24 protein-coding genes and 2 pseudogenes are annotated in these 25407 nt (G+C 51.9%); 7 read left to right on the top strand and 19 right to left on the bottom strand.

What is annotated here, in order from left to right:
- Positions 1 to 60: 60 nt before the first annotated feature.
- Together I2E77_RS06775 and rlmH are read left to right on the top strand one after the other, a co-directional pair.
- Entirely contained in the window at positions 61 to 855 is a 795-nt protein-coding gene (locus I2E77_RS06775; RefSeq protein WP_087229433.1) for an MBL fold metallo-hydrolase, read from the top strand.
- A 7-nt stretch (positions 856 to 862) separates the two neighbouring features.
- Positions 863 to 1342 carry a 23S rRNA (pseudouridine(1915)-N(3))-methyltransferase RlmH gene (rlmH, locus tag I2E77_RS06770; protein ID WP_087229436.1) on the top strand — a complete coding sequence of 160 codons (480 nt, stop codon included), beginning with the start codon at positions 863 to 865 and terminating at the stop codon, positions 1340 to 1342.
- Between the two features lie 171 nt (positions 1343 to 1513).
- Here rlmH and I2E77_RS06765 read toward each other — a convergent pair.
- The 6 genes and pseudogenes from I2E77_RS06765 to I2E77_RS06740 form a co-directional block, all read right to left on the bottom strand.
- A pseudogene (locus I2E77_RS06765) lies at positions 1514 to 2251 on the bottom strand (nucleoside recognition domain-containing protein); the annotation flags it as partial.
- Positions 2252 to 2297: 46 nt separating this feature from the next.
- On the bottom strand, positions 2298 to 3944 hold the full coding sequence (locus I2E77_RS06760) for a recombinase family protein (RefSeq protein WP_195450902.1): 1647 nt from the start codon (positions 3942 to 3944) through the stop codon (positions 2298 to 2300).
- A 274-nt stretch (positions 3945 to 4218) separates the two neighbouring features.
- Positions 4219 to 5391 (bottom strand): NAD(P)-dependent malic enzyme, encoded by a 1173-nt coding sequence (locus I2E77_RS06755; RefSeq protein WP_087229603.1) that lies wholly within the window; start codon positions 5389 to 5391, stop codon positions 4219 to 4221.
- Between the two features lie 23 nt (positions 5392 to 5414).
- Complete coding sequence (locus tag I2E77_RS06750; RefSeq protein WP_087229444.1) at positions 5415 to 6368, bottom strand: L-lactate dehydrogenase; 954 nt, start codon at positions 6366 to 6368, stop codon at positions 5415 to 5417.
- A 709-nt stretch (positions 6369 to 7077) separates the two neighbouring features.
- Positions 7078 to 8496, bottom strand: a pseudogene (feoB, locus tag I2E77_RS06745) (ferrous iron transport protein B); the annotation flags it as partial.
- A gap of 81 nt (positions 8497 to 8577) precedes the next feature.
- Positions 8578 to 8817, bottom strand: coding sequence for a FeoA family protein (locus I2E77_RS06740; RefSeq protein ID WP_087229449.1), 240 nt, complete (start codon positions 8815 to 8817; stop codon positions 8578 to 8580).
- A gap of 101 nt (positions 8818 to 8918) precedes the next feature.
- Between I2E77_RS06740 and I2E77_RS06735 the strand changes: the two genes are divergently transcribed.
- From I2E77_RS06735 to I2E77_RS06715, 5 genes are all read left to right on the top strand, one after another.
- Entirely contained in the window at positions 8919 to 9338 is a 420-nt protein-coding gene (locus tag I2E77_RS06735) for a metal-dependent transcriptional regulator (RefSeq protein ID WP_191362579.1), read from the top strand.
- A 214-nt stretch (positions 9339 to 9552) separates the two neighbouring features.
- Complete coding sequence (locus I2E77_RS06730; protein ID WP_191362578.1) at positions 9553 to 10164, top strand: HAD family hydrolase; 612 nt, start codon at positions 9553 to 9555, stop codon at positions 10162 to 10164.
- 301 nt (positions 10165 to 10465) lie between these two features.
- A complete protein-coding gene (locus I2E77_RS06725) occupies positions 10466 to 11935 on the top strand; it encodes an MBOAT family O-acyltransferase (RefSeq protein ID WP_087229458.1) in 1470 nt (489 codons plus the stop codon).
- 14 nt (positions 11936 to 11949) lie between these two features.
- Positions 11950 to 13308: a DHHW family protein gene (locus tag I2E77_RS06720; RefSeq protein WP_195450901.1), complete on the top strand. Its 1359-nt coding sequence runs from the start codon at positions 11950 to 11952 to the stop codon at positions 13306 to 13308.
- A 152-nt stretch (positions 13309 to 13460) separates the two neighbouring features.
- The gene (locus I2E77_RS06715) at positions 13461 to 14192 is read left to right on the top strand and encodes an SGNH/GDSL hydrolase family protein (RefSeq protein WP_172749495.1); all 732 of its coding nucleotides are present in this window, start codon (positions 13461 to 13463) and stop codon (positions 14190 to 14192) included.
- Positions 14193 to 14385: 193 nt separating this feature from the next.
- On the opposite strand, the gene purD is transcribed toward I2E77_RS06715, so the two are convergent.
- From purD to I2E77_RS06650, 13 genes are all read right to left on the bottom strand, one after another.
- The gene (purD, locus tag I2E77_RS06710; RefSeq protein ID WP_191362574.1) at positions 14386 to 15654 is read right to left on the bottom strand and encodes a phosphoribosylamine--glycine ligase; all 1269 of its coding nucleotides are present in this window, start codon (positions 15652 to 15654) and stop codon (positions 14386 to 14388) included.
- Between the two features lie 18 nt (positions 15655 to 15672).
- Positions 15673 to 16851, bottom strand: a complete 1179-nt coding sequence (locus tag I2E77_RS06705) for a phosphoribosylaminoimidazolecarboxamide formyltransferase (RefSeq protein ID WP_191362573.1) — start codon at positions 16849 to 16851, stop codon at positions 15673 to 15675.
- Between the two features lie 12 nt (positions 16852 to 16863).
- Complete coding sequence (locus tag I2E77_RS06700) at positions 16864 to 17574, bottom strand: IMP cyclohydrolase (RefSeq protein ID WP_191362572.1); 711 nt, start codon at positions 17572 to 17574, stop codon at positions 16864 to 16866.
- Between the two features lie 19 nt (positions 17575 to 17593).
- Complete coding sequence (purN, locus tag I2E77_RS06695; protein WP_191395799.1) at positions 17594 to 18220, bottom strand: phosphoribosylglycinamide formyltransferase; 627 nt, start codon at positions 18218 to 18220, stop codon at positions 17594 to 17596.
- Positions 18214 to 19254, bottom strand: a complete 1041-nt coding sequence (gene purM, locus I2E77_RS06690; protein ID WP_195450900.1) for a phosphoribosylformylglycinamidine cyclo-ligase — start codon at positions 19252 to 19254, stop codon at positions 18214 to 18216. The genes purN and purM overlap by 7 nt, the downstream gene beginning before the upstream one ends.
- A gap of 36 nt (positions 19255 to 19290) precedes the next feature.
- Positions 19291 to 19794: a 5-(carboxyamino)imidazole ribonucleotide mutase gene (gene purE / locus I2E77_RS06685; RefSeq protein ID WP_087229483.1), complete on the bottom strand. Its 504-nt coding sequence runs from the start codon at positions 19792 to 19794 to the stop codon at positions 19291 to 19293.
- A gap of 366 nt (positions 19795 to 20160) precedes the next feature.
- Positions 20161 to 21063 carry an SPFH domain-containing protein gene (locus I2E77_RS06680; protein WP_087229486.1) on the bottom strand — a complete coding sequence of 301 codons (903 nt, stop codon included), beginning with the start codon at positions 21061 to 21063 and terminating at the stop codon, positions 20161 to 20163.
- Positions 21064 to 21102: 39 nt separating this feature from the next.
- A complete protein-coding gene (locus I2E77_RS06675; protein WP_087229489.1) occupies positions 21103 to 21555 on the bottom strand; it encodes an NfeD family protein in 453 nt (150 codons plus the stop codon).
- 799 nt (positions 21556 to 22354) lie between these two features.
- Positions 22355 to 23512, bottom strand: a complete 1158-nt coding sequence (locus I2E77_RS06670; RefSeq protein ID WP_195450899.1) for a tyrosine-type recombinase/integrase — start codon at positions 23510 to 23512, stop codon at positions 22355 to 22357.
- Positions 23513 to 23585: 73 nt separating this feature from the next.
- Positions 23586 to 23789 carry an excisionase gene (locus I2E77_RS06665; protein WP_087255132.1) on the bottom strand — a complete coding sequence of 68 codons (204 nt, stop codon included), beginning with the start codon at positions 23787 to 23789 and terminating at the stop codon, positions 23586 to 23588.
- A gap of 41 nt (positions 23790 to 23830) precedes the next feature.
- A complete protein-coding gene (locus tag I2E77_RS06660; protein ID WP_087255129.1) occupies positions 23831 to 24037 on the bottom strand; it encodes a helix-turn-helix domain-containing protein in 207 nt (68 codons plus the stop codon).
- Positions 24034 to 24474: a hypothetical protein gene (locus tag I2E77_RS06655; RefSeq protein ID WP_195450898.1), complete on the bottom strand. Its 441-nt coding sequence runs from the start codon at positions 24472 to 24474 to the stop codon at positions 24034 to 24036. Before I2E77_RS06655 ends, I2E77_RS06660 begins: the two co-directional genes overlap by 4 nt.
- 97 nt (positions 24475 to 24571) lie before the next feature.
- Complete coding sequence (locus I2E77_RS06650) at positions 24572 to 25381, bottom strand: ATP-binding protein (protein ID WP_195450897.1); 810 nt, start codon at positions 25379 to 25381, stop codon at positions 24572 to 24574.
- Between the last annotated feature and the right edge of the window lie 26 nt (positions 25382 to 25407).

The following is a 25407-nucleotide window of genomic DNA, read 5'->3' as shown; positions in this document are numbered from 1 at the left end:
GGAAGGCGGTCCGCAAACGCGGGCCGTCCATTTTGTGTTGAAAAAGGTGGGGTGCAACCCTTGGCGAGATTTTGTCCGCTTTTTAGCGGAAGCAGCGGAAATTCGTATTACATAGGGTCTTCTCACGCGGGGATTTTGATCGATGCAGGACGTTCTGCGAAGCAGATGGTACAAATGTTGGATACCTGCGGGCTGGAACCCAAGGCCGTCCAGGCCATCTTTATCACCCATGAGCATTCCGATCATATCAAAGGATTGCGTGTATTTGCATCCCGTTTTCATATTCCTGTATACGCTTCTGCTGGAACACTTTCGGCCCTGTTGCAGATGGGATGTCTGGAGGGGGATTTCCCTGTTGAGGAAATTTCTCCGGACGGCGTTATGTGCGCCGGTATGTTGATCCAGCCCTTCCGTACGCCGCACGACAGCGCAGAAAGCGTTGGATACCGGGTATTTACCGCAGATGGACGCAGCGCGGCCGTCTCGACGGATCTGGGCTATATGACGGATACCGTGCGGGCAGCGTTATGTGGAGCCGATTTGGTTGCCATTGAGTCGAACCACGATATTGGCATGCTGCAAAATGGACCTTATCCCTATCCTCTGAAACGGCGGATTTTGTCGCGAACCGGACATTTGAGCAACCTTGCCTGCGCTGATGAGTTGTATAGCCTTGCTGAACGCGGGACAACCCGTTTTGTTTTGGCACATTTAAGCGCAGAAAATAATACGCCGGAACTTGCTTATCAGACGTCCGTCTGTTCCCTCTCCCTCTGTGGGATGAAAGAAGGAACGGATTATACGCTCTATGTAGCGCCACGTGAAAATAGCACGGGGAAAACCATTCTTTTTTGAGGGATCTATGCTCAATATTCAACTGCTTTGTATCGGAAAATTGAAAGAATCCTATTGGCGGGAGGCTTGTGCAGAGTATGCAAAAAGGCTTTCCGCTTTTTGCCGTTTTTCCATTATCGAGTTGCCAGAAAGCCGCCTTCCAGAGACACCCTCCCCTGCGCAGGTCACAGCAGCCCTTCAAACCGAAGGGGAAAAAATTTTAGCCGCTGTGGGAAACGCCCCGCTTATCGCGCTTTGTATTGAAGGGAAGGCCCTTTCTTCGGAAGCGCTCTCCCTTAAAATCGATTCCATGGCTGTAAACGGAGCCAGTAAGCTCTGTTTTGTCATTGGAAGTTCGTTTGGGTTGAGCGATTCTGTAAAATGTGCGGCCAATTTGCGCTTATCTATGTCGCCCATGACCTTCCCGCATCAGTTGGCGCGTGTGATGCTCTGCGAACAGATTTATCGCGCTTTCCAGATTTTAAACCATGGGAAATACCATAAATAATTCCGGTTTGGCAGAAGTATGCTTTTGGGGAGGTTCTGGCCCGGCTCCATGTGATCTGCATCTTCACTTTCAGACGGTCTTTCCTGTGACGGCTATTTATAAAAGGAAGCCTTTGCCATTTCCTGCTTCTATTGGGGGAATGGGCAAAGGCTTTCTTTTTTAATTTTTCTATTATGCCAAGCCAAGCATGCGCGCAGTTGTCGCCACTAAGAAACAAATCAACATCCCAATACCTGCTGGGACGGCAAAGGAAATGGCCGTCCATTTTAGGCTTTTTGTCTCCTTTCCAATAGTCATACAGGTCGTAGAACAGGGCCAGTGCATCAGCGAGAACAAAATGGTGCACACTGCGGTTAACCACGTCCATCCATTGTCGACCAAAAGCGCGTGCAATTGCGTGAGGTCACTGATATCTATGAGGCTCCCTGTCGCCATGTATGTCATAATAATAATGGGTACAACAATTTCATTAGCTGGGAACCCAAGAATAAATGCGAACAGGATCACCCCATCCAGTCCCAGAAGCTGTGCAAAGGGATCTAGGAAGGCGGCACAATACGCCAACAAACTTGCATTGCCATATGGAATGTTTGCCAGTAACCAGATCAGCAACCCGGCGGGAGCTGCTACTACCGCCGCCCTGCCTAAGACAAACAAGGTCCGGTCGAAAATCGAGCGGACAATCACCTTCCCGATTTGCGGCCGGCGGTACGGCGGGAGTTCCAATGTAAACGAGGAAGGGATGCCTTTCAGAATAGTCGCAGATAGCAAGCGTGAAACCAAAAAGGTCATCCCGATTCCCAATACAATCACACCCATCAGGAGCAGGGTGGAAAGCACAGAACCACCTATTCCGGCTGTGCCAATAAAGAACATGGAGATGATTGCAATAATAGTAGGAAATGCACCGCCAGACAAACGGCAAACTTTCGCTAAACAACCTATGGAATGTGTTTTATAGGGATTCTGTCCCATTGGATGCAAGGTCTAAAAACACATGCAAGTTTTTGCCGTCCCACACAATCCTCTGCACTAGCAAATGAATCAAGCTGCGTTTTTCCTGCACAGACAGCGAACGCAACAGACCTTTCAGGTCGGACAGGCTGCCTGCCAATCGTTCGATCTCTAAATGTAAGCCCGTGATGGAGTTGCGCTTCATTTGTAGCTGCTCGCGTTCCTGCAATAAGCTGGACCGTTCTTGCTCCAAAGCCTCTATCCGGTTGTTGACATGCTGTATGAATGCGGCGCCAACACCATCTTGTGAAAGCGTATGTACCAGATGGCTAATTGCATCGTCACACCTGTGGAGCTTTGTTTCAATACAAGCTGGAGGGTCCTCCCGTGTTTGCTTTTGTAAGTCCCTTTTCAGAGCTTCCAGCAACTTATAAATTCCTGGGCTTTCCTCCGCGAGATTCACCAGATATGCAAATACCATAGCATCTGCCTGTGAGCCGCTGATGTTTTGACAATCGCACAAGCAGACGCCACCGCGCAACTTATTGCCGCATATATAATCGAATTCACCGCCGGCCGTCCCTGGGTGGGAGCGCCTTTTGGCAAACATCCGGCTGCCACACTTGCCGCAAATAATCCTCCCAGACAGCAGAGAAGATTCATTATGTATGTTTGCGGGCTTTTTCCCAGTTGGAATGCTGTCCTGTAGGATGCCCTGGACCGCGACCCACTTTTTCCCTGGAATTTCCCCTCTATGCCGCCCTATCGCGACGATCCATTGATCCATAGATTGGCGTGGCGCATGTTTCTTTTTGTAATCGCGCTTGTTATAGGCAAGCAACCCATATCTGCCCTTACAGTCTTTTTCTTCAAAACAGACATTTGCATGTTGTGCGGTAAAGTAGCTGAAAGCCTCTTTATCCGCAATGCAATAGACAGGATTGTGCAAGATTTCTTTGATTCCGGGGAGGGAATACCACGTCCCGTTGCGGGATTGGATTCCTTGCCGGATCAAGTATTTGCTCACGCCGGTTAGACTATGTAACTCCAAATACTTTTCAAAGATCGTTCCCACAACCTGCAACTCGTCAGGAGATTCTTTCAACCTACAAGAGATCTTGATCTTCCCATCTACAAGCATCTCCTGCTGTTTTTCAGAGCGGTAGCCTGTTGGAGGCGTCCCTCCCAACCAGCGCCCTGTGCGGGCCAACATGCACATATTATCCCGCACACGCTCTGCAATGGTCTCACGCTCCAACTGTGCAAACACAGAGGCAATATACATCATTGCTTTCCCCATTGGCTTTGATGTATCAAATTCCTCCTTGATGCAGATAAAGGAAATATTTCGATCGTTTAGTTCCTCTATAAGCGCAGAGAAATCGCTGACACTACGGCTAATCCGGTCGAGCCGGTAACAAACGATATAATCGGGTTTCCTTTCCCGAATATCCTGCAACATGCGTTGGAATTGCGGCCGAATGGTATCTTTCGCGGAAAAGCCCTCATCCTCATAGATTGTTATGGCATCTTCAACCACATCTGGAAATTTAGATCTAATATATTGTTTGCACATTTCAATTTGGTTTTCGACGCTTTCCCCTTTGCCTGTATAGACGGATTTGCGGCTATAGATGAAAAAACGCAAACACTCACCCCCACAAGCTTATCGGACAAAGGCACTTGCATATCGGTCCCTCTAAGCTCTCTTTCTCCCTCAATCCCCTCCCTATCCCTGTAATTTCTCCTTCCCTATTTATATCCGCCCCTTTCCAGCTTGATGCCTATTCATGGGGCCTTAACCCGTATAGAAACTGCACGTTCCAATGCAAACCGAAGGGCCTAATTAAGAAAAAACGCGCTTACAGGTTCAATACCTGTAAGCGCGTTTTTATGGATAAAACAATCTTTTTCTAATGCCATTAAATACGGGCTACGCCGGATGCACGAGCCGCTTCTGCGACTGCTTTTGCAACTGCTTTGCCAACATTCCGATCCAGCGCGCTGGGGATGATGTAATCCGGGGACAGCTTGTCGTCGGTTACAAAAGACGCGATTGCTTTCGCTGCAGCAATCTTCATCTCATCGTTAATGTCGCTCGCACGTACGTCCAAAGCGCCACGGAAAATGCCCGGGAAAGCCAAGACGTTGTTGATCTGGTTCGGGAAGTCGCTGCGTCCAGTACCCACCACAGCAGCGCCAGCCTCTTTTGCCAAATCGGGCATAATTTCGGGCACCGGGTTGGCCATCGGGAACAGGATGGGGTTGGGCGCCATAGACTTGACCATCTCCGGGGTCACGCAGCCAGGAGCGGATACACCGATAAACACATCGGCGCCTTTGAGGACTTCCGCCAAAGTCCCTTTGCGGCACTCTTTGTTGGTAATGGCAGCCATCTCTTCTTTTTCAGGATTCAGATTCTCGCGGCCCTGATAGATAGCGCCGTGGCGGTCACAGAGGACAACGTCCTTCAGGCCCATTGCAATGAGCAGGCGGATAATTGCGATACCCGCAGCACCCGCTCCACTGGTAACCACGCGGATTTCATCAATCTTTTTGCCAGTCAGCTTCAAAGCGTTGAGCATAGCGGCCAGTGTGACTACAGCTGTGCCATGCTGGTCATCGTGGAAAATCGGAATGTCGCAGCATTCCTTAAGTCTCCGCTCAATCTCAAAGCAGCGAGGTGCAGAAATATCCTCCAGGTTAATACCGCCAAAACTGCCAGCCAGCAGGCGGACTGTATTGACAATATCGTCAACTTCCTTGGAGCGGACGCACAGCGGAATGGCATCCACATCGCCAAAGGCCTTGAACAGCGCGCATTTACCTTCCATAACCGGCATGCCGGCTTCCGGGCCAATGTCGCCCAAGCCCAAAACAGCAGTACCATCGGTGACCACCGCTACCAGGTTCGAACGGCGGGTCAGCTCATAGCTCATGTTAACATCTTTCTGAATTTCCAGGCAAGGCTGGGCAACGCCCGGGGTATAAGCCAAGGAGAGATCGTCACGCGTTTCCAGGGGAGCACGGCAGATCACCTCAATCTTACCTTTCCATTCCTTATGCTTTTTGAGAGATTCAGCAGCGTAATCCATTGTTTTCCAATCCTTTCCAATCATTATATTTCCAACTGAGAAATAACTTGCTTCAATGCATCAGCACTCTTGTGCAGCAGATCTTCCTCATCTTTGGTCAGCGGAGGAACGACAGCACGGCGAATTCCCTGCGCCCCCACCACAAACGGAAGGCTCAGGCATACATCGTTAATGCCATACTGGTTGTGAATCATAGCGGAAACCGTCATCACCGAATCCGTATCCCGCAGGATGCACTCGCAAATGCGGCGAACCGAAAGGGCAATTGCATAGAATGTAGCGCCCTTCAAAGCAATGACCTGAGCGCCTGCTGTGCGGACATCCTCTTCAATTTCCTTCAGTTCGGTTTTCCCGCAGCGGTTGTTCTGATCACAAATATATGTACAATATTTGCTCATTTCCATGCCTGCGATTGTGGTCAGGGACCACGGGATCATAGAAGTATCACCGTGCTCGCCAAACACATAAGCATGAATATTCTTGGAATTAAGACCCACATGCTCTGCAAGGCGGGAACGGAGACGTGCCGAATCCAACATGGTTCCGGAACCAAACACCTGGTTTTCAGACAGGTTGGTGTTTTTCAGGATAGCATACGTGATAATGTCCACCGGGTTGCTAACCACTACATAAATCGCATCCGGAGCATAGCGGGTAATCTGCGGCATAACAGACTTGATGATGTTCACATTCGCTTGCGCCAGATCAATACGGGTTTGGCCGGGCTTCCGCGCCAAACCAACGGTGACAATAACCACATCGGAATCTACTGCTTCTTCATAGTCGCCCGCATGAATATTTACCGGTGCGCAGAAAGGCGTTCCCTGGAAGATATCCATAGCTTCGCCCTTGGCCTTTTTGTCGTTGATATCGATCAGCAAAATCTCAGAAGCCATGCCGTCAATAGCCAACGTATAGGCGATAGTAGCTCCCACGTTTCCTGTTCCCAATATGGTGATTTTCTTGCCTTTTTTCATACAGTTTTACTCCCTTGAATAGTGATGCATGGGACGGTTTTGATCTGCCATTTGCAAAAATTCGTCTTCTCCATAAAGAGCATCCTTTCGATTTTTCCATCCGGCAAAAAGCTTTAACCGTCATCTGGGAGAAAGCAAAATAGAAAGCCGCCTTCTCCCCCATGTTAATATATTAAAAATTATACACGACAATCTCGCCTTTGTAAAGAATTTTCCCGAATATTCCACCATATTCGAGAAAATTCTTTGGCCAGTGTACATTTCCGAACATAGGCTTCACCCCAAACCAAATGGGACTGCATAATGGCGCCAAGGGCCTGCACGCATACATACTAACCCACGCTACAGAAAGGAAGGAGTTTCATGCGAAAAAACCATGTACAGAGAATCATAGGAGCCCCTCTCAGTGGAGAGGCCATCCGCTGTCTAATCAACAAGGTTAATGGGTTCTACTTTGAGATAATCGAGCGGAAGTTGAACCAATCCCGCCTTTCTTCCCGTCAAAAGATTGCCATTATCGATCAAATTCTCGCTTCTCTAAAGGCACATGAAGGAAATAACGCAAGCAAGTGATGTTTCCCATACGCCTTTTCCTTTGTTCTCATTGCCTATTAATTTCCTAAACCTACGTCCCCAATGTGTTTGGCATGTCCTAGATGCGCTGCGTCCTACCTCTGAAAGGATTTGTTTCCCCTTTGTGTGGTGGCGCAAATCGACCGTTGCACGGTACAAAGGAATTGGTGATCATCGCGATCAACCGTTCTCTGGGAGAATCAATGATCCGGCAGCCGACAATGCCTGCTGCGTTACATCCGAATCCCATACACATCGTTAATGCCTGTTTTCCGCAGGCATGCGCCTTTTTGAAGTACTTATCCAAATTAAATGCCACACGGGGAAGGTAGCCCAGGTCCTCCAATAAAGTGAACAAAGGGAAAAAAATAGCCATCGGCGGAAGCATCACGGATACCACCCAAGCCAATACCCGGTAAACCCCTTCCACCAGCATGCTCCGCAACCAGGCCGGCACGCCTATGGCTATGAACCCATCCATCAGACGGTCTTGCAACCAAAACAAACCTTCAGAAAGGAGTTCCGATGGATAATTGGCACCTGTGATCGTCAGCCAGAAGATCACGCCCAACAGAAGGAGCATGACCGGGAACCCCGTCCATTTGCTTGTCAAAATGCGGTCGATTTTTTGGTCGCGCAGCTCGCGCTTTGTTTTTTCATGAACGACTACGCCGGTGCAGACTTTTTCCGCTGTGCGGACAATGCTGGATACAATCTGGTCACGGAGGTCCTCCTGGGAGATGCCCCGGCTGTGTAAACACTGTTTTGCCTCTTGTAATTTTCGCACAATCTCTTCTTTTTCCAACAAATCAAACCCTAGCGCATCATTGAGGGAACGAAGTAGGGAATCGTCATGATCCAATAGACGCAGAGAGAGCCAACGCGCGTTCAAGGACTCCCCGCAGATCGTTGCCACAGAGGGCTGCAACATGGCTATGGCATCTTCGATGGGGCGGATATACGAAACTTGGATGGAAGATGGTGCGTCTTTGCCATCCAGTTGACGGCATACGGCGTCCATCAAATCGTCCAGCCCTTTGTGGGACCGTGCGGCCGCTGGAACAACGGGAACCCCTAAGCGTTCCGACATCCGTTCCAGATCGAGGCGGATTCCCTTGCGTTCTGCTTCATCCATCAAATTCACGCAGACGACCACCCGGTTGGTAATCTCCAATGCCTGCAAGACTAAATTCATATTGCGCTCTAGGCAGGTGGCGTCGCACACAACCACTACGGCGTCCGGATGCCCAAAGCACAAGAAGTCCCTTGCCACCTCTTCCTCCGCAGAATGCGCCATTAGGGAATAGCACCCGGGAATGTCCACCAGGATAAAAGGACGCCCCCGGTATGTACATGTCCCTTGCGCGTTGGTCACCGTCTTGCCAGGCCAGTTTCCTGTATGTTGGTTCATTCCCGTCAATTCATTGAATACGGTACTTTTCCCTACATTCGGATTCCCAGCCAAGGCGATCACACGGTCCTCCCCGCTCTGCCTTTTTATCACCAATCCCATATCCACCGCTTTGATTCCTGTGGACCTGCTGGTCAGCCCCAATTTCATCACCCCATTTGTCATTTGGATATACAACGGGAGGCGGGAAGCCTCTCCCCGCCTCCCGGCAAGCAGGCAGCAAGCTCATCCATTGCTCGCTACCAAAATATTGGAAGAATCCTCCGACCGCAGCGCGATCAACGCGCCGCGAATCCGATAAGCCACAGGGTCTCCTGCAGGGCTTTTTTGAACGCACTCGACCTCAGTCCCTTCAATTAGGCCAATGTCCTGTAACCTTCTGCGCATACTTCCTCTGGACAGCAGCGATGCTACACGCGCACGCTCCCCCACCTGTAAATTGGCCAGGGAATCTATCTGAATCATAAGTGTATTCACCTCAAAATAAGTATTAGGATGTGGAAACTTTCTTTCCTGCTGCTAATATATGCGCTATGGAAGGATATGTTCCAGGGGGAGGTGTGGGCATGGATGTGCCGTCCAAATTCCATACGCAAAAGGGATACGAATTGGCCGAACAAAATAAGCTGACGGCCGCCATGGAAGATTATTTGGAGATGATTTGCCGGCTAAGCCGGGAAGAAGGATATACGCGCGTCCATCTTTTGGCCAAACATCTCAATGTCAAGCCGTCATCTGCATCCAAAATGGTGGATCATTTGAAAGAGTCCGGCCTTGTCCAGGCGGAGCGGTACGGATGTATCCGTCCAACGCCGGAGGGAATCGCTCTGGGAGACTATCTCCTATACCGGCACAACCTGCTAAACCAGTTCCTTTGCTATATCAATCATTCGGACAACGAACTGGAACAAGTAGAGCGTATCGAGCATTTTATCGATGAACGGACCATCCGTAACATTGCCATTTTTTTGGAAAGCGCCCTGTAAATCAGATCATTCTTCGTTTTTTAAGCGGTTCATTCTATAATAACTTCACCGGGAATGGTTTTGTCAATGGCTTGCTGTTCCCCTTCCTCGTCCGATGGGAGGGCATGGAACCATGGTCGATCGTTCAGGAGTCCTGTTTTGGATAAGGTTCTTTGGCCTTTGATATGTTATAATAGACTGGATGGGAAAATAAATTGCTAAGGAGGAAAGTGAAATGATTCGAAATATTGTTTTTGATATGGGAAATGTGTTGATTGACTACCAACCGATGGAATATACCCGGCGTTTTTTTCCGGACCCTTCTGAAGCTGCTCAAGTTTGTACGGAACTCTTTGGCGGCCCTGAATGGCCACTATTGGATCAAGGGACCATCGAACCGCAGGCTGCTCTCCGCCAGATCTGCGAACGGCTGCCAGCCTCCCTGCGTGCCCGTACAGAAGAGCTTTTTTGCCACTGGTTCGATCAACTGACCATCATCCCAGAGACCAACGCGCTCGGCAAACAAATGAAGGAAAACGGATACCGCCTATATATCCTCTCGAATGCCGCCTCCAGCTTTTATCAATACTGTTCCTGTATCCCAATCTTCCCGCTGTTGGACGGCTGTATCGTCTCCGCCGACGAAAAGTTGGTGAAACCTGACCCAGCCATTTTTCAACTTCTTTGTGAGCGCTATCATCTAATCCCAGAGGAATGTTTCTTCATTGACGACCGTCTCGAAAACATCGAAGCAGCAAGCAATTTGGGGATGGCGGTTCATCAATATCAAATGGATGCGGATGCTTTACAAAATGCGTTGCGCAAAGCTGGCGTATCTTTGAAATAGTCCATCGTTCCATGCGGCGGGGAAAATGAGCGGACCCGCCGCATTTTTGCTGCCTAAAAATCCCTCTTAAATGCACATACGAAAAAGTCCACAATTTCATAAATAGGATGCTGAAAAGATTTTATCGTCTGATTTTTGAAAATAGAGTTCTTGCTGCTGTTCTTCCGATGCAAACATGGTACAATAAGAAAAGGTTAAGAAGAGGCAGGGCTTATAAAAATTTTACGGGAAAAACTCGTCTTTTTCCCTTCCAAATCCATCTATACTATATCCCCCAATTTACATGAAAGAGTTGTGATTTATGGTCTTCTCCAATCTGTTTTTTTTATTTGTTTTTCTTCCCCTCAATTTGCTATTCTACTCCTTGGCAAAAACCATCCGCACGCGGAACATCATTATGCTCCTGTTTTCCCTATTCTTCTATGCATGGGGGGAACCCGTCTATGTATTCCTCTTAATTGGGATGGCCTTCGCCGATTGGTTCTTCGCCCGCTTAATCCAAATAGGTAGGGATCGAAGAAGTCCTGCTTTAGCCAGAGGCGCTTTGATCGGCTCCCTGGTGGTCAGCTTAGGGCTTCTCGGGGCCTTTAAATATACAGGCTTCCTTGCGGAAACACTCCATCAATTGACAGGGTTTCCCTCCGTCATCCCTCAAATTGCGTTGCCGATCGGCATATCATTCTACACATTCCAATTGATTTCCTATGTGGTCGACGTGTACCGCGGAGAAGTGAAAGCGCAAAAGAAATTTTGGCTGCTATTGATGTATGTCAGTTTGTTCCATCAATGTATTGCTGGGCCAATTGTCCGCTACCAGGATGTCAACCAGGAAATCCTCTCTCGAAGGGCGACAAAAGCGGAGATCAGCCGCGGAATCAGCCGGTTTTGCACCGGATTGGCAAAAAAAGCGCTCCTTGCCAATAGCTGCGGCGCCTTAGCCGATACCCTGATCCTCTCCGATGCAGTTGCCTCAAATGCTGCTTCTCTTGCGCAAAATCTGGCCACTATACAAGCGCGCCCTGTGCTCTCCCTCTGGCTGGGGGTCTTTGCCTTCATGCTTCAGATTTATCTCGATTTTTCCGCCTACTCCGACATGGCCATCGGCATGGGACTGATGATTGGATTCCATTATAAGGAAAACTTCGATTATCCATATCTCTCCCGTTCAGTCTCCGAATTCTGGCGCCGTTGGCATATCTCCCTTGGCTCCTTCTTCCGCGATTATGTCTACATCCCGCTGGGCGGCAACCGCCACGGTGTTCCCCGCACCATTGCCAACCTCTTTTTTGTCTGGTTCCTGACGGGATTGTGGCATGGCGCCAGCTGGAATTTTGTACTCTGGGGGCTTTATTTCTTCGTATTTATCGCAGCAGAACGTCTCTTCCTTGGGAGGATATTGGAACGTATCCCCGTCATATTTTCGCATCTTTACCTCTTGATTGTCGTGTTCTTTGGCTGGGCGATCTTCCGTTTCCGGCAACCGGTGTTACTGAACGCCGTATTGGGCGGCATGTTTGGCGCAAATGGGAACCCGCTGACCAATTTTGAATTCAACACCGTTTTCTTGAACTATGTATTCTTCCTGATTGCGGCGGTGATCGCCACCACCCCCTTGCTCAAGGCTTTGGGGGAGAGGTTCTCTTCCGGCGGCCTACGGACAGCTTATGCGTATAATGCACTGCAAATGTTTGTCCCTCCGCTTCTGCTTTTGCTCTCCACGGCCGCCTTAGTGGGCAACAGCTATAATCCATTCCTGTATTTCCAGTTTTAAGGGGAGGTATATTCATGAAAAAGAATCTTTCCTTCCACTCTAGGAAAATTTTGCTTTTTTTCCTATCCTTGGGCCTATTGACCGTGATCTCATGGATCATCCCCTTGCGCCCAACCTATTCGGAGTTCGAAAAGCGGGAACTGACCAAATTCCCCCCTTTTAGCCTCCAGGCGCTCTTCGACGGCAGCTACTTCGATCAAATCGACCTTTGGTTCTCCGATACTTTCCCTTTTCGCGATACATTCATCACCGGCAACAGCTATCTAAGACAGCTATACGGGCTTCATCCGGTACAGGTGAGCGGGGATGTGGAAGAGGGCGATGCCATTCCCTCCGCGCCTTCGCGGCCGTCTTCCTCCCCGGAATCCTCTTCCGCACCGGAAACGGCCGAGAGCACTTCTGCACCAGAGGAACCCTCTTCCGCACCGGATGTTTCTTCGGAAGCGCCGGCCCCAGAAAAAGATGTCACCGGGGAGGTCACGCAGAGCCTTGGAGCCGTGCTGATCGTTGGGGACAGCGGTTATGAATACTACAACTTTTCCAAAGATGTAGCCGATCAATATATCGGGATGCTCAACCATACCGCGCAAACCCTTGAGGGCACAGCACAAGTTTACGACATGGTCATCCCCACCAGCATGGACATCATGCTGCCGGATAGTTTCCGGCAGGGCCTCAATACCTCTTCACAAAAGGACGCCATTGCGTATATCAGCGGTTCCCTTACCCCTTCCATCCAGTCGGTACAGATCTACGATACGCTAAAGGCCCATTCGGATGAATATATCTATTTCCGCACAGACCATCACTGGACCGCGCTGGGGGCATATTACGCCTATCGGTCGTTTGCAGATGTAAAGGGAATCACACCGTTGGAGCTTTCTCAATGCGAGAAAAAGGAGTTTAGCGGGTTCCTGGGAGCGTTCTATTCCGATACCAATAAGAATCCCGCCTTGGCACAGAATCCGGATACCGTGGTGGCCTACGTCCCCCCGGGGAATATCAAGATGCAGTATACCGACCGAAACGGCAACACATACAATTGGCCGTTGATCTCGGATGTGACCGACTGGGCAACCTCCACCAAATACAGCACCTTCATCGGCGGGGACAATCCTTATACCATCATCCAGAATTCCGACCTGACAGACGGTTCCTCCTGCCTGGTGATTAAAGAATCGTTTGGAAATGCCTTTATCCCCTTCCTAGCAGCCAACTACCAAACGGTCCATGTGATTGATTACCGCTATTGGAACGGCAGCATCCAGGACTTTGTCAAAACAAACGGTGTGCAGGATGTCCTATTCTTGAACAACGTATCCGCTACCCGGAATTCTTCTCTGGTTGGAAAAATGGCCACCCTTACAAAATAATGGCCAGCATGTATATCCATTGATCGAGGAGTAAAAAATAAAAGCATCTCTAGAATTGCAAATAATATAAATAAGTTTATTTTCAATCACTTGACATTATCTAGATTATGATATATAGTATTAAAAACTAGATGATGTTTAGAGGTGCTTTTATGCCTAATAAGATCTGTGTATTTGGTGATTCGGTGGCAAAAGGTGTTGTCTTCGATCACGTCAAACAGAAATATAGCCTTCTTAAAAATGGTTTTGCCGATCAATTGGCTAATATCTTCTCGCTTTCTGTGACCAACTATGCAAAATTCGGATGTACGGTCACAAAGGGATTGGAACTTGTAAAGAAGCATCTGGACAAGATTCCGGACTATGACTATATCGTCTTAGAATTTGGCGGAAACGACTGTGATTTTGATTGGGCTGAGGTATCCAAAGCGCCAACTGCTCCCCAACGGAGCAAAACGCCATTGCACTCTTTCATTGGCACTTATCGCGAGATGATCCGGCTAATCCGTGAAAATGGCGGCGTACCTGTGTTGCTTTCCCTGCCCCCAATTGATGCGGAGCGGTATTTCCAGTGGATTACACAGGGGTTGGATTCTGACGCTATCCTGCGTTTTTTGGGCGATGAAGCGCATATTTACCGTTGGCACGAAATGTACAATATGGCGGTATATCGCGTTGCAAACGAAGAAAACGTCCCGCTGATCGACATCACCTCGGACTTTTTAGAGATGTGCCACTATCAATCCTGCTTCTGTGCGGATGGCATCCATCCTAACGAGAAAGGCCATGCCGCTATCACCAAGCAAATCGTCCAATTTGTGCAGGCATCCCCAGAAAAAGCGCTGGCACATTCCCCCTCCGCCCAGTCGTTGGCCTGTGGTTGACCCGATCTGGCCGAGGGGTAGGAATTTTCTATCTTGCTTTTTTCCTCCTACATTCTTAATAAATCGAAGCACTCCTAACAGGCGGTTACACAAACGGCCCGTTGGGAGTGCTTTATTTTCATAAGTTCTGTACTCTTATCCACAAAAGCGCCGCCTGTACAGATAAAAATCTGCACAGGCGGCGCTTGGTTCTTTATTTTACAATTTTTCCAATATCATGGCGATAATGTGCGCCATCAAAATGAATTTTCTCTACCGCAGCATAAGCTTTCTGGAGCGCTTCATCCAAGGTTGCTCCCCTTGCTGTGATGCCCAACACACGGCCGCCGTTTGTGTAAAATTTGCCATTTTCCAGCTTGGTGCCCGCATGATAGACCACCGCGCCATCGACCTGTCCATTCTCATCCAAACCGGTGATCTCCAACCCCTTCGGGTACGAGCCCGGGTATCCGCCCGAAGCCATCACCACGCAGGCTGCCGCCCCATCGTACCACTCGATGGGCTGCTCTTCCAAGCGCTCTTCGATGACCGCCTGCATCACATCCACCAGATCGGTCTTCATTCGCGGAAGCACCACCTGGGCCTCCGGGTCGCCAAAGCGGGAATTGTATTCGATCACCTTCGGGCCGTCTGGCGTCAGCATCAGGCCGAAATATAGGCACCCCTTGAAGGGACGGCCCTCCGCCTGCATCGCACGGATGGTCGGCAGGAAGATGGTCTCCATGCACGTCTGTGCCATCTCCTCCGTGTAGTGGGGGTTCGGGCTGATCGTTCCCATACCGCCTGTGTTCAGGCCCTGGTCGTTGTCTAAGGCACGCTTGTGGTCCTTGCTGGATACCATTGGCTTCACACATTTGCCGTCTGTAAACGCCAATACGGAGACCTCCGGGCCGGTGAGGAATTCTTCGACAACCACTTGGTTGCCGGATGCGCCGAACGCCTTGTCCTCCATGATCTTTTTGACAGCGTCCTTCGCCTCTTCCAGATTGGCTGCAATCAGTACCCCCTTGCCCAGTGCAAGGCCGTCCGCCTTGACGACGATCGGGAACTGGTTGTTCTTCTCAATGTAAGCGACCGCCTCCTTGGGATCGCTGAACACCTCATACCGTGCAGTGGGAATGTGGTATTTCTTCATCAAATTTTTCGAAAAGACCTTGCTGCTCTCGATCTGAGCTGCTGCGGCATTCGGGCCAAAGGCCGGGATGCCCGCCGCCTCAAAGCGGTCCACCATGCCCGCAGCAAGCGGATCATCCGGTGCGACAAAGACCAAATCGATCTGGTTGTCCTTTGCAAAGGCGACCGCTCCATCCAAATCCATTGCGGAGATGGCCACACATTCGGCGTCCTTGGAAATGCCGCCGTTGCCGGGCGCACAATAGAGCTTTTCCACCTTCGGGCTTTCCTTCAGCTTGCGGATAATCGCGTGCTCGCGCCCGCCTCCGCCAATGACCAAAATTTTCATCTTAACCCCTCCGATGCATCAATGGTGGAACAGACGCGCGCCGGTAAAGGCCATTGCAATGCCGTACTTATTGCAGGTCTCGATGACATTGTCGTCGCGGATCGAGCCACCCGGCTCTGCAATATACTGCACGCCCGTCTTATGGGCGCGTTCAATGTTATCTCCGAACGGGAAGAACGCATCGGACCCCAGGGAAACGCCGGTCAGCGTATCCAGCCAGGCGCGCTTCTCCTCGCGGGTCAGCGGCTCGGGCTTTTCTGCAAAGAGGTTCTCCCAAGTGCCGTCCGCCAGAACGTCCATGTATTCATCGGAGATATAGACGTCGATGGTGTTGTCGCGGTCCGGACGGCGGATGCCCTCTTTAAATTTCAGGCCGAGCACCTTCGGATGCTGGCGCAGGAACCAGATATCCGCCTTATTGCCCGCCAAACGGGTGCAATGGATGCGGGACTGCTGGCCAGCGCCCACGCCGATCACCTGGCCGCCCTTTGCGTAGCAGACGGAGTTGGACTGCGTGTATTTCAGCGCAATCAGGGAAATCAGCAGGTCGCGCTTTGCATCTTCAGGGATATTCTTGTTGTCCGTCACCACATTGGAGAGCATGGCTTCGTCGATTTTGACCTCATTGCGGCCCTGCTCAAACGTGACACCGTATACATCCTTGCACTCCACCGGAGCAGGCTTATAGTCCGGGTCGATCTTCACCACATTGTAGTTGCCCTTACGCTTCGTCTTGAGGATTTCCAGCGCTTCGTCGGTATAACCGGGGGCGATGATGCCGTCGGATACCTCGCGGGCCAACAGCGTCGCGGTTTCTTTGTCGCAGACGTCGGACAGCGCCGCCCAGTCGCCATAGGAGGACATGCGGTCCGCGCCGCGGGCGCGTGCATAAGCGCTCGCAATCGGGGACAGTTCCAGGTCGTCCACAAAATAGATCTTCTTTTCCACATCGCTCAGCGGCAGGCCAACCGCCGCCCCCGCCGGGCTGACATGCTTAAAGGAAGCCGCTGCCGGAAGGCCGGTGGCCTCTTTCAGTTCCTTGACCAACTGCCAGCTATTGAACGCATCCAGGAAATTGATATAGCCGGGTTTGCCGTTGAGGACCTCGATCGGCAATTCGCCGCCGTCCTTCATAAAAATGCGGGACGGCTTCTGATTCGGGTTGCACCCATATTTCAACAAGAGTTCGTTTGCCATTTTATACTCCTCCTATTCCTGATTCTTGTTCACGATCCGGGTTTCTGTCTCCCCTGTCGCTAAATCGATGTAACGGGTAAACAGGGATACTTTATTATCTGCATTCAAAGCATTCCATACCATCGCGGTAAAGGCGTCGATGTCGCCTTCCAGCTTGACCTGGGTCGGCTCGCCCTCAAAAGACGGCAGCGGGTTTCCATCCCCCTCATAGGTATGGATGAAATGGCCCTCGCCAGCGCGCGGCGCATCGTAGTCAAAGAAATAGCGGCGGGTCGAGGATTCATCCCCATCCGCGCTCTTCAAAATGGAGAGCTTGTAGCAATTCGTCTCCAGCTCCACCACGCCCGAAATGCGCGGGGTAAAGTTCGGGCCGTCCGGCTCAAACGTCCGCGTGCGCAGCGCGTCCTCAAAGCTCTTCCCCTGCTGCAAAAAGTCATAGATGGTGTCCGTCTGGTCGCCGTTCGTCACCACAGTCGTCTTTTCCAAAACGCGGACGGGCGAATAGATGATGAGGGACGGGTCCACCATTTTGCTTTCATCAAAGGCCTTTGTCTTAATCCCTGCTCCATCTTCCACAAAGACACGGTTGCGGCTGTTTTCGCTGCGGCCCATAATGAAATACGCGATCACTGCATGTTTGCCATCCGCGCTGCGGCCCAGCACAATGCCGCGCCCCGGATAGGAATTGGAGGACAGCTCCTCCGCCAAATTCTTCGTTACCATGTTCGTTCCGTCCTTTCCCTTAATCCAAGATCCTGGTCCTGCCGTTTTCCACAACAATCTTTCCTGCGCAGAACAGCTCGACCGCCCGCGGCAGGAGCTTCCACTCCGCCTGCTCCATGATCCGGCGTTGCAGCGTTTCCGGCGTATCGTCCGGAAGCACCTCCACCGCCTTCTGCAAGATGATCGGGCCGCCGTCGCACACTTCATTCACGAAATGCACCGTCGCGCCGCTCACCTTGACGCCCTTTTCCAGGGCCGCTTCATGGACATGCAGCCCGTAGAATCCCGGCCCGCAGAAAGATGGGATCAGGGCCGGATGTACATTGATGATTTGATTCTCATATTGCCGGATGACCGTCTCGCTGATAATGGTCATAAAGCCCGCCAACACAACCAGCTGAATTTGGAATTCCTTCAGCAGGGCAAGCAGAGCGGCGTCATAATCCGCCTGCTCTGCAAACCCTTTGCGCAGCAATACACGGGTGGGAATCCCCGCCTTCTTAGCGCGTTCCAGCGCAAAGGCGTCCGTTCGGCTGGAAATCACCAGCGAAATGGCACCATTTTGTATCTGCCCGGTCGCTTGGGCGTCAATCAGCGCCTGTAGGTTGGTGCCGCCCCCGGAAACCAGAACGGCGATGTTTAACATAGGACGACGCCCTCCTCACCGGGGACCACCTCGCCCATGACGAACGCATCGGTGCCAGCCTCTTTGAGGGCCGCCAACGCGGTATCCACCCGGTCCTTTGCCACGGCGATGCACATTCCCACTCCCATGTTGAAGGTGTTGTACATCTCGCGGGTGGGAATGGCGCCCGTCTTCTGCATCAGGTCAAAAATCGGGAGCTTCGGGATCGAAGCGGTATCGATCTTTGCCGTCAGGCCGTTTTTGAGCATGCGCGGGATGTTCTCAAAGAATCCGCCGCCGGTGATATGGGAAATCGCCTTGACCTCGCAGCGCTCCAGCAGCGCAAGCACCGGCTTCACATAGAGCTTCGTCGGGGTCAGCAGCGTCTCGCCGAGCGTCCCTCCCAGCTCCGGTACATAGAGCCGGACATTCTCTTCATCGATTGCAAAGAGCTTGCGCACAAGGGAAAAACCGTTGGAGTGCACGCCGGAGGAGGGAAGCCCGATCAAGGCATCGCCCGCCTCCAATTTCGATCCATCGACGATCTTTTCCCGGTCCACAATGCCCACGCAGAAGCCCGCCAGGTCGTATTCGTCCACCGGATAGAAGCCGGGCATTTCCGCGGTCTCGCCGCCGATCAACGCGCAGCCGGACTGCACGCAGCCCTCCGCCACGCCGGAGACGATCGCCGCCACCTTTTCCGGCACGTTCTTCCCCACAGCCACATAGTCCAGGAAAAACAGCGGCTTCGCGCCGCAGCAAACTACATCGTTCGCACACATGGCCACACAGTCGATGCCGACGGTGTCGTGCTTATCGAGCAGGAAGGCGATCTTGAGCTTCGTGCCCACGCCGTCCGTACCGCTCACGAGCACCGGCTCTTTCATTCCGCAGAGATTCGGCTGGAACAGCCCGCCAAAGCCGCCGATCCCGGAGACAACGCCGGGGATCTGCGTACGCGCCACATGGCTCTTCATCAATTCTACCGCTTTGTAGCCGGCGGTTACATCCACGCCCGCCTCTTTATACCGATCGCTATAGCTGTTTTTGTTCATACGTTACTCCTCTCCGGCAACGCCGGTCTCACAATATTAAAGTTCCGCCACTTTTTCCTGGATGGCGGCGTCTTTTTTCGCCACGCCGTCCGCCATCTGCTGCTTCATCTCCAGGAGCTTTGCCGCCAGCGTCTCATCCGAGAGGGCCAGCATCTGTGCAGCCAGAATCGCTGCATTGTCGGCGCCGTCGATTGCAACCGTCGCCACCGGGATTCCGCTGGGCATCTGTACGGTTGCCAAGAGTGCATCCAAACCGTCCAAGGTCGAGGACTTGATCGGGATGCCAATCACCGGAAGGGTGGTGTGGGCCGCCAGCACACCGCCCAGATGCGCCGCCTTGCCTGCTGCTGCGATAATCACACCAAAGCCGTTCTGCACCGCATTCTGTGCAAATTCCGCCGCCGCATGGGGCGTTCTGTGCGCGGACATCACGTGTACCTCCACCGGGATCTCCAGCGCTTTGAGGCGTTTGATTGCTGCGGAAACCGTGGGGAAGTCGCTGTCGCTGCCCATAATCACTGCCACTTTTTTGACTGCCATACTTTTACACGCTCCTGTTTCTTAAAAGTCTGAAGATTTCCATCCGCAGGAAGACATAAAAACAAGGCTGCGACGGCAAAACGACGCAGCCTATCTTTTTATGCAAAAATGGACATGGATACACCCATCCGGCGAATCACGAACGCCCCTTTGCGAACGGAAATCCTCTTCATTGCTATACCTCCGTCTCCTTTTCTGCCTCCGGCTTTTCCGGACGCCACGGCCGGCACGCAAAATTCTACATCTATTTTAGGATATTTTCCGTACAAAAGCAAGCTATTTCCAGGGAATTCGTGTTTTCGTCCAGTTCAGATGATGTTTCCAGCTTTTTCTCCTCCATTTTGTATATTCTGACGCAACGATGGGTTATTTTGCAAGGTTTGTATCATCCGACACAAACTCCTTGAGGGAGGTCGCCAAGCCCGCGAGCGATTGCAAATTGGATGGGATGATAATCTTGGTCGCCTTGCCGTCCGCCGCTTTCTCGAACGCCTCCAAGCTCTTGATCGCGATAACGCCCTCGCCCGGATTTGCCTCATTCAACATCTTAATGCTGTCAGCCAGGGCTTTCTGCACCGAGAGGATGGCCTCCGCCTCGCCCTGCGCCTCGCGGATCTTAGCCTCCTTCAACGCTTCCGCGTGCAGGATGGCAGACTCCTTTTCACCCTCTGCAATCAGGACTGCGCTGCGCTTTTGGCCTTCTGCTTCCAAGATCTTGGCGCGGCGCTCACGCTCGGCCTTCATCTGCTTTTCCATGGAATCCTGGATTTCCGCCGGCGGCAGGATATTCTTCAATTCCACGCGGTTGACTTTGATCCCCCAGGGATCGGTCGCCTCGTCCAATATCTGGCGAATCTGCGTATTGATGACATCGCGGGAGGTCAGCGTGTGGTCCAGCTCCAGATCGCCGATGATGTTGCGCAGGGTGGTCGCGCTCAGGTTTTCGATTGCGGAAATCGGGCTTTCCACACCGTATGCATAGAGCTTCGGGTCCGTGATCTGGAAATACACAACCGTATCAATCTGCATGGTCACGTTATCCTTGGTGATTACCGGCTGGGGCGGGAAATCGATCACCTGCTCCTTTAAAGAAACCTTTTTGGCAATCTTATCCAGGAACGGAATCTTGACATGCAGGCCGGTCTCCCAGGTCACATGGTACGCGCCCAGACGCTCCATGACATACGCATGGGCCTGCGGAACGATTTTGATATTGGCAATGATGATCACAATCAGCAGTAAAACAAGTATCGCAATTACATATGGCATAAACCATTCTCCTTTGTTCTTCTCTCGTTAAGTTCGTCGTTATTCGGTCTTCAGATAGTGATTCTCCGGTTCTACAATCAGTTTTACCCCTTCGATCGCTTTGATGACGACATTCTCTCCTTCCGGCAACACGGAGCCGTCGGCGGAACGCGCTGTCCAGACGCTGCCGAGCACGGTCACCTGGCCAATCCCTTCCGTGTTATCGATCCGCGCTGTGACAATGCCAGTTTTCCCTATGTAGCGTCCTGCATTTGTGTCCACCTTTTGAAAGTGCATCACCTTTTTGACCATGGGGCGGCTGATCAAGAGCGCCAAAGCCGTGACGCCGGCAAATACAGCCGTCTGTACCCAAAACGGCGCTCCGCACAGGCCAGCGATCAGCGCTCCTACACCGCCAATTGCCATCCAAACGGAAACCAACTGCACGGTACACGCCTCAACTACAACGGCGATGACGATGACCACAAGCCAAAAAATGGAACTTCCTCCCATTGTCGCACCTCCTTTCCGGTGATGTGCCTATCTTACCATACCCGGCCGGTTTCCTCAAACCGCGGAAAAAGACAGGGAAGGCGGATTTCGGCCTCTTTTGAAAAGCTACTCCTTTCTCCTAGCCGGGACGTTCTAAGGGCGATTCAGGCTTCTTCAATCGTGAAAAAGGTCCATTTTCGAGCAATGCTTACAAATCTGTAACAAGTCTATGGGAAAATTTGGACAAGGTCGTGACGATCACCAAATGGATGGTTGGTACAAGGCGTATAGAACCAAGTGATCTTCCATCACCTCAAGACGCTGCCTTTTCGTTTGTTCCACCCCATTTTTGCCACCAGAAAGCAAGAAGATTGGAAACAACAGTATGCACTTCGTCAATCCAATTCACATTTGTCCCCCTCTAAAATTTGATTTGTGTTTCATTGTCCCTATCTTATCACAGGTCCAAGAGCGTGGAAACATGCTCTTTCTAGCCGGACTTCCCACCGTTTGGATAAACGGCGCCGCGGTCATAAATTTACATCTAAAATAATAAAGAAGCCCTGGGTTCCGCAAAAGTGAAACCCAGGGTCCAAAACTTCTTATTGCAATTTGGATTAATACATGCCGCCCTTCAGGACCTCGTAATTTTCAGCATTTCAGAAAACGAACAGAAAAGTGAATTTTCGTAGAGTTTTCAAGGGTTTACGCCGCTTTTCCGCTGTCCAAAAATTGTTAGTACATTCTCCGAATGTTCACACAATTCTACGCAAATTCACGGCCTTTTGGCGTAAGTTGTGGCGTAAGTTTTACTCCCATATCAGAGGTTGGCCGCAACCTGTTCAAACGCCCTTTCGACAGACTCATAGTTGCTGTGGGTGTAGACATCCAAGGTGACGCTTGCGTTGGAGTGTCCCATGAGGTATTGCAGGCTTTTCACATCCAAACCGGCTTGCTGCGCGTTGGTGCAAAAGGTGTGCCGTAGAACATGGGGCGTTACTTTGGGGAGCGTGTTGCCAAACAGTTCGACATACTTTCTCTGCATTCCTCTCATGTAGTTCTGCAAGTGCATACCCACTTTGGGCTTTCCTTCTTTGTCCAGAAACACAAACCCGGTGTATCCATCAACCAGCATTTCCATCTTGGGGGACCCCCTGTCACGCAGTACCCGGCGAAAAGCCATATACACACTGTCCGTCATGGGAATACAGCGAATGCCACTCTTTGTCTTGGGTTCTGTGATGAAGTACGGTTTTTCGGCGGTTCGGCAAAGTTGGTGCCTGACATAGATACAGCGCCTATCAAAATCAATATCTGGACGAGTGAGGCCATACAATTCACTGACCCGTAGGCCAGTTCCCAGCAGAATCACAATATCGTCGTAGTAATTGTCGTTGCCGTACTCCCGGATGAACTGCAAATACTTTTTCTGCTGCTCTTTTGTCAGAGCGTCACGAACAAAAGCATCATTCGGAACAACTTCGGACAACTTAAATTTGAACGGGTTTTTGCGGATTATGTCATCATCCACAGCCATTTCAAAGGCTGGCCGGACAACGCTCTGCAACACACTGATGGTGTTCTGCTTGATCCCACTGTCATGCAGGTCCACGAACCAGCCTTTTGCGTCAGACAACTTCACTGTCCTGATCTTGAGCTGTCCAAATGGGGCGGCATGGACGCGGTTGACGGCGGAGCTATAAGCCCGCATGGAATTTTGTTTAAGTCCCCGTTTCAATTTGATGTAACGGTCCACTAATTCCGCAACTGTGATCTCTCCCGCTGCATAGTCCACACCGTCAGCCAAGTCCCGCTGAATGTCGCTCTCTTTCCGGCGCAACTCGGCCAATGTCTTTGCATAGATGCAACGCCGCTTTTTATGAATGTCTGTATATCTGTAATCATAGGTGCCGTTTTTCCGCTGGCTTTCGCCGTCTTTCAGAACACGGCCCTTATTGTCTCTGCGCTTTTCACTCAAGACCTATCTCTCCTTCCAAAAAAAGCGCAGATAGGGTATGGTTAATTATACCACACCGAACCTGCGCTTTCCACTATATTGAGTAGGCCGCCTCTAAAAATTTTTCAAAGGCTTTTCGCTTAATCATGCGCTTGCTGCCATTCCAAAGGACAAAGGGGCAGTTGTCCTCATTGGTCATTTCTCGCAGTTTGTTGATGCCAATTCCAAAATAGGCGGCGGCCTCCTCCATGCTTAAATTTGCCTTTTCCCAAATGGGAACAACATCAGAACGGGCCATGTAGTTACCCCCGCTATTGCTATCATACTGTTTTTCTGGGTTTATGGGGTGAAGTGGAGCATGGCGGCGAGGAGCCTGCCCTGCATCTCGGTCTTCATCTGCGTGTCCACGCCGTATTCGGTGTGCCCGCCCTCATCGACGAATGCGTGGGTGCACAGCCCGTCGATGGCGGAGTCGAAGTGTTCCAGCACCTCCTCGGCGGCAACGGGGTCCCCGTGGGTGGCGGCGACCACGGTTTCGTAGGTCATTGCCCGCACCTCCCTTCCAGCAGGCCGCGCAGGAGCCGCAGCGCGGCGTTCCGGCGGAACTGGACCGTGGACCGGGGGATGCCGAGATGGGTGCCGATCCTGCCGTCAGGCCATTCGGCGAAGTAATGGAGCAGGACGATGGCCTGTCCGTCCGCGTCCAAGGCCCGGATGGCGTCGGCCATGTCCGGATCGGCCACCGTCACGCCCACGCCGCCTACGTCGAACAGCGACTCGAAGCAGTGCCCGCAGGCGGGGCATGTGAGCCGGTTCAGCTCGCTCTCACGCATGTCGCAGAACAGGCGGACGCGCTTGGCCCGGCGCTCCTGCCTTCGGGCGATGTCCTTCCTCGCGTTGAGCAGGGACTTCCAGCAGTAGGTGCAGAACATCCGCACCGTGGCCTCCTGTTCCTCCTTGCTTTTTTCATAGTTTGCTATCATGGCAGTTTGCCTCCTTTCTATCTTTCATCGTAAGACACGAAAGGAAGGGTGCTGCCTGCCAAGAAACGAGGCGGTAAACGGCGGTTTAGCGCCGGATTCAGTCTTTTTCCCGGATGCCCAGCCGTTCCTCCATGGAGCGGCGCATGAGCGCGGCCTTGGAGCGACGGCGGGAGGCTCCGGTGAACTCGATGGGATAGCAGCGTTCGGTGATCCGGTCGAAGATGCGCTGCCATGGGCTTGAGGCGGATGGCTGGTAGATGTCCTTGAGGGGAATGTTGGTGGTGATGACCATGGGCTTGCCGGACCGGTAGCGCCCGTCGATGACGTTGTATACATAGCCCAGCATGTATTCGGTGCAGCGCTCCGCGCCAAGGTCCTCGATGAGCAGCAGGTCTCGATTCAGGATGCGGTCGAGGTTGGCGCGGCGGTCCGCGAAGGAGGATTCCATCAGCGTGGCGATGCCCGCGATGTCGGTCTGGTATGCGGAGAAGCCGAGGTCGATGACGGCGTTGGCGATGCAGGAGGCCATGAAGGTCTTGCCGGTGCCCACGCCGCCCCACAGGAGCAGACCGCCGGGGTCGGACGGGTCGAAGGTCTCCGCGTAGCGTTTGCACAGCTCCGACTGCCGTGGGGTGCGCCCGTCGTCCGTGGCGAAGGTGCAGTCCCGGAGGAAGGGGCTGCCGTGGAAGCAGGCGTCCCGGAGCCGCTTGGCGCGTTCCGCCGCCTTCCTGAGCCGTTCCTGCTCCTCCCGTTCCCGCTGCTCACGCATATCGCATTCGCACAGGACGCGCACGATGCGCTCCTTCCCGCCGAACAGGTCCATTGCGGGCAGTCTCCGCTCCTTGGGCTGGCCGCAGCGTCCACAGACCAGCAGGCCGGTTTCGTCCCGGTAGTCCTCCCTCGGCACCACACGCTGTTTCTCCTCCATGTGAA

Source organism: Anaeromassilibacillus sp. 1001302B_160321_C8 (assembly GCF_015554745.1).
In the GTDB taxonomy this organism is placed as follows: Bacteria; Bacillota; Clostridia; order Oscillospirales; family Acutalibacteraceae; genus Anaeromassilibacillus; species Anaeromassilibacillus stercoravium.
The sequence above is the reverse complement of the archived record's forward strand: the minus strand, read 5'-3'. Positions and strand labels throughout refer to the sequence as shown.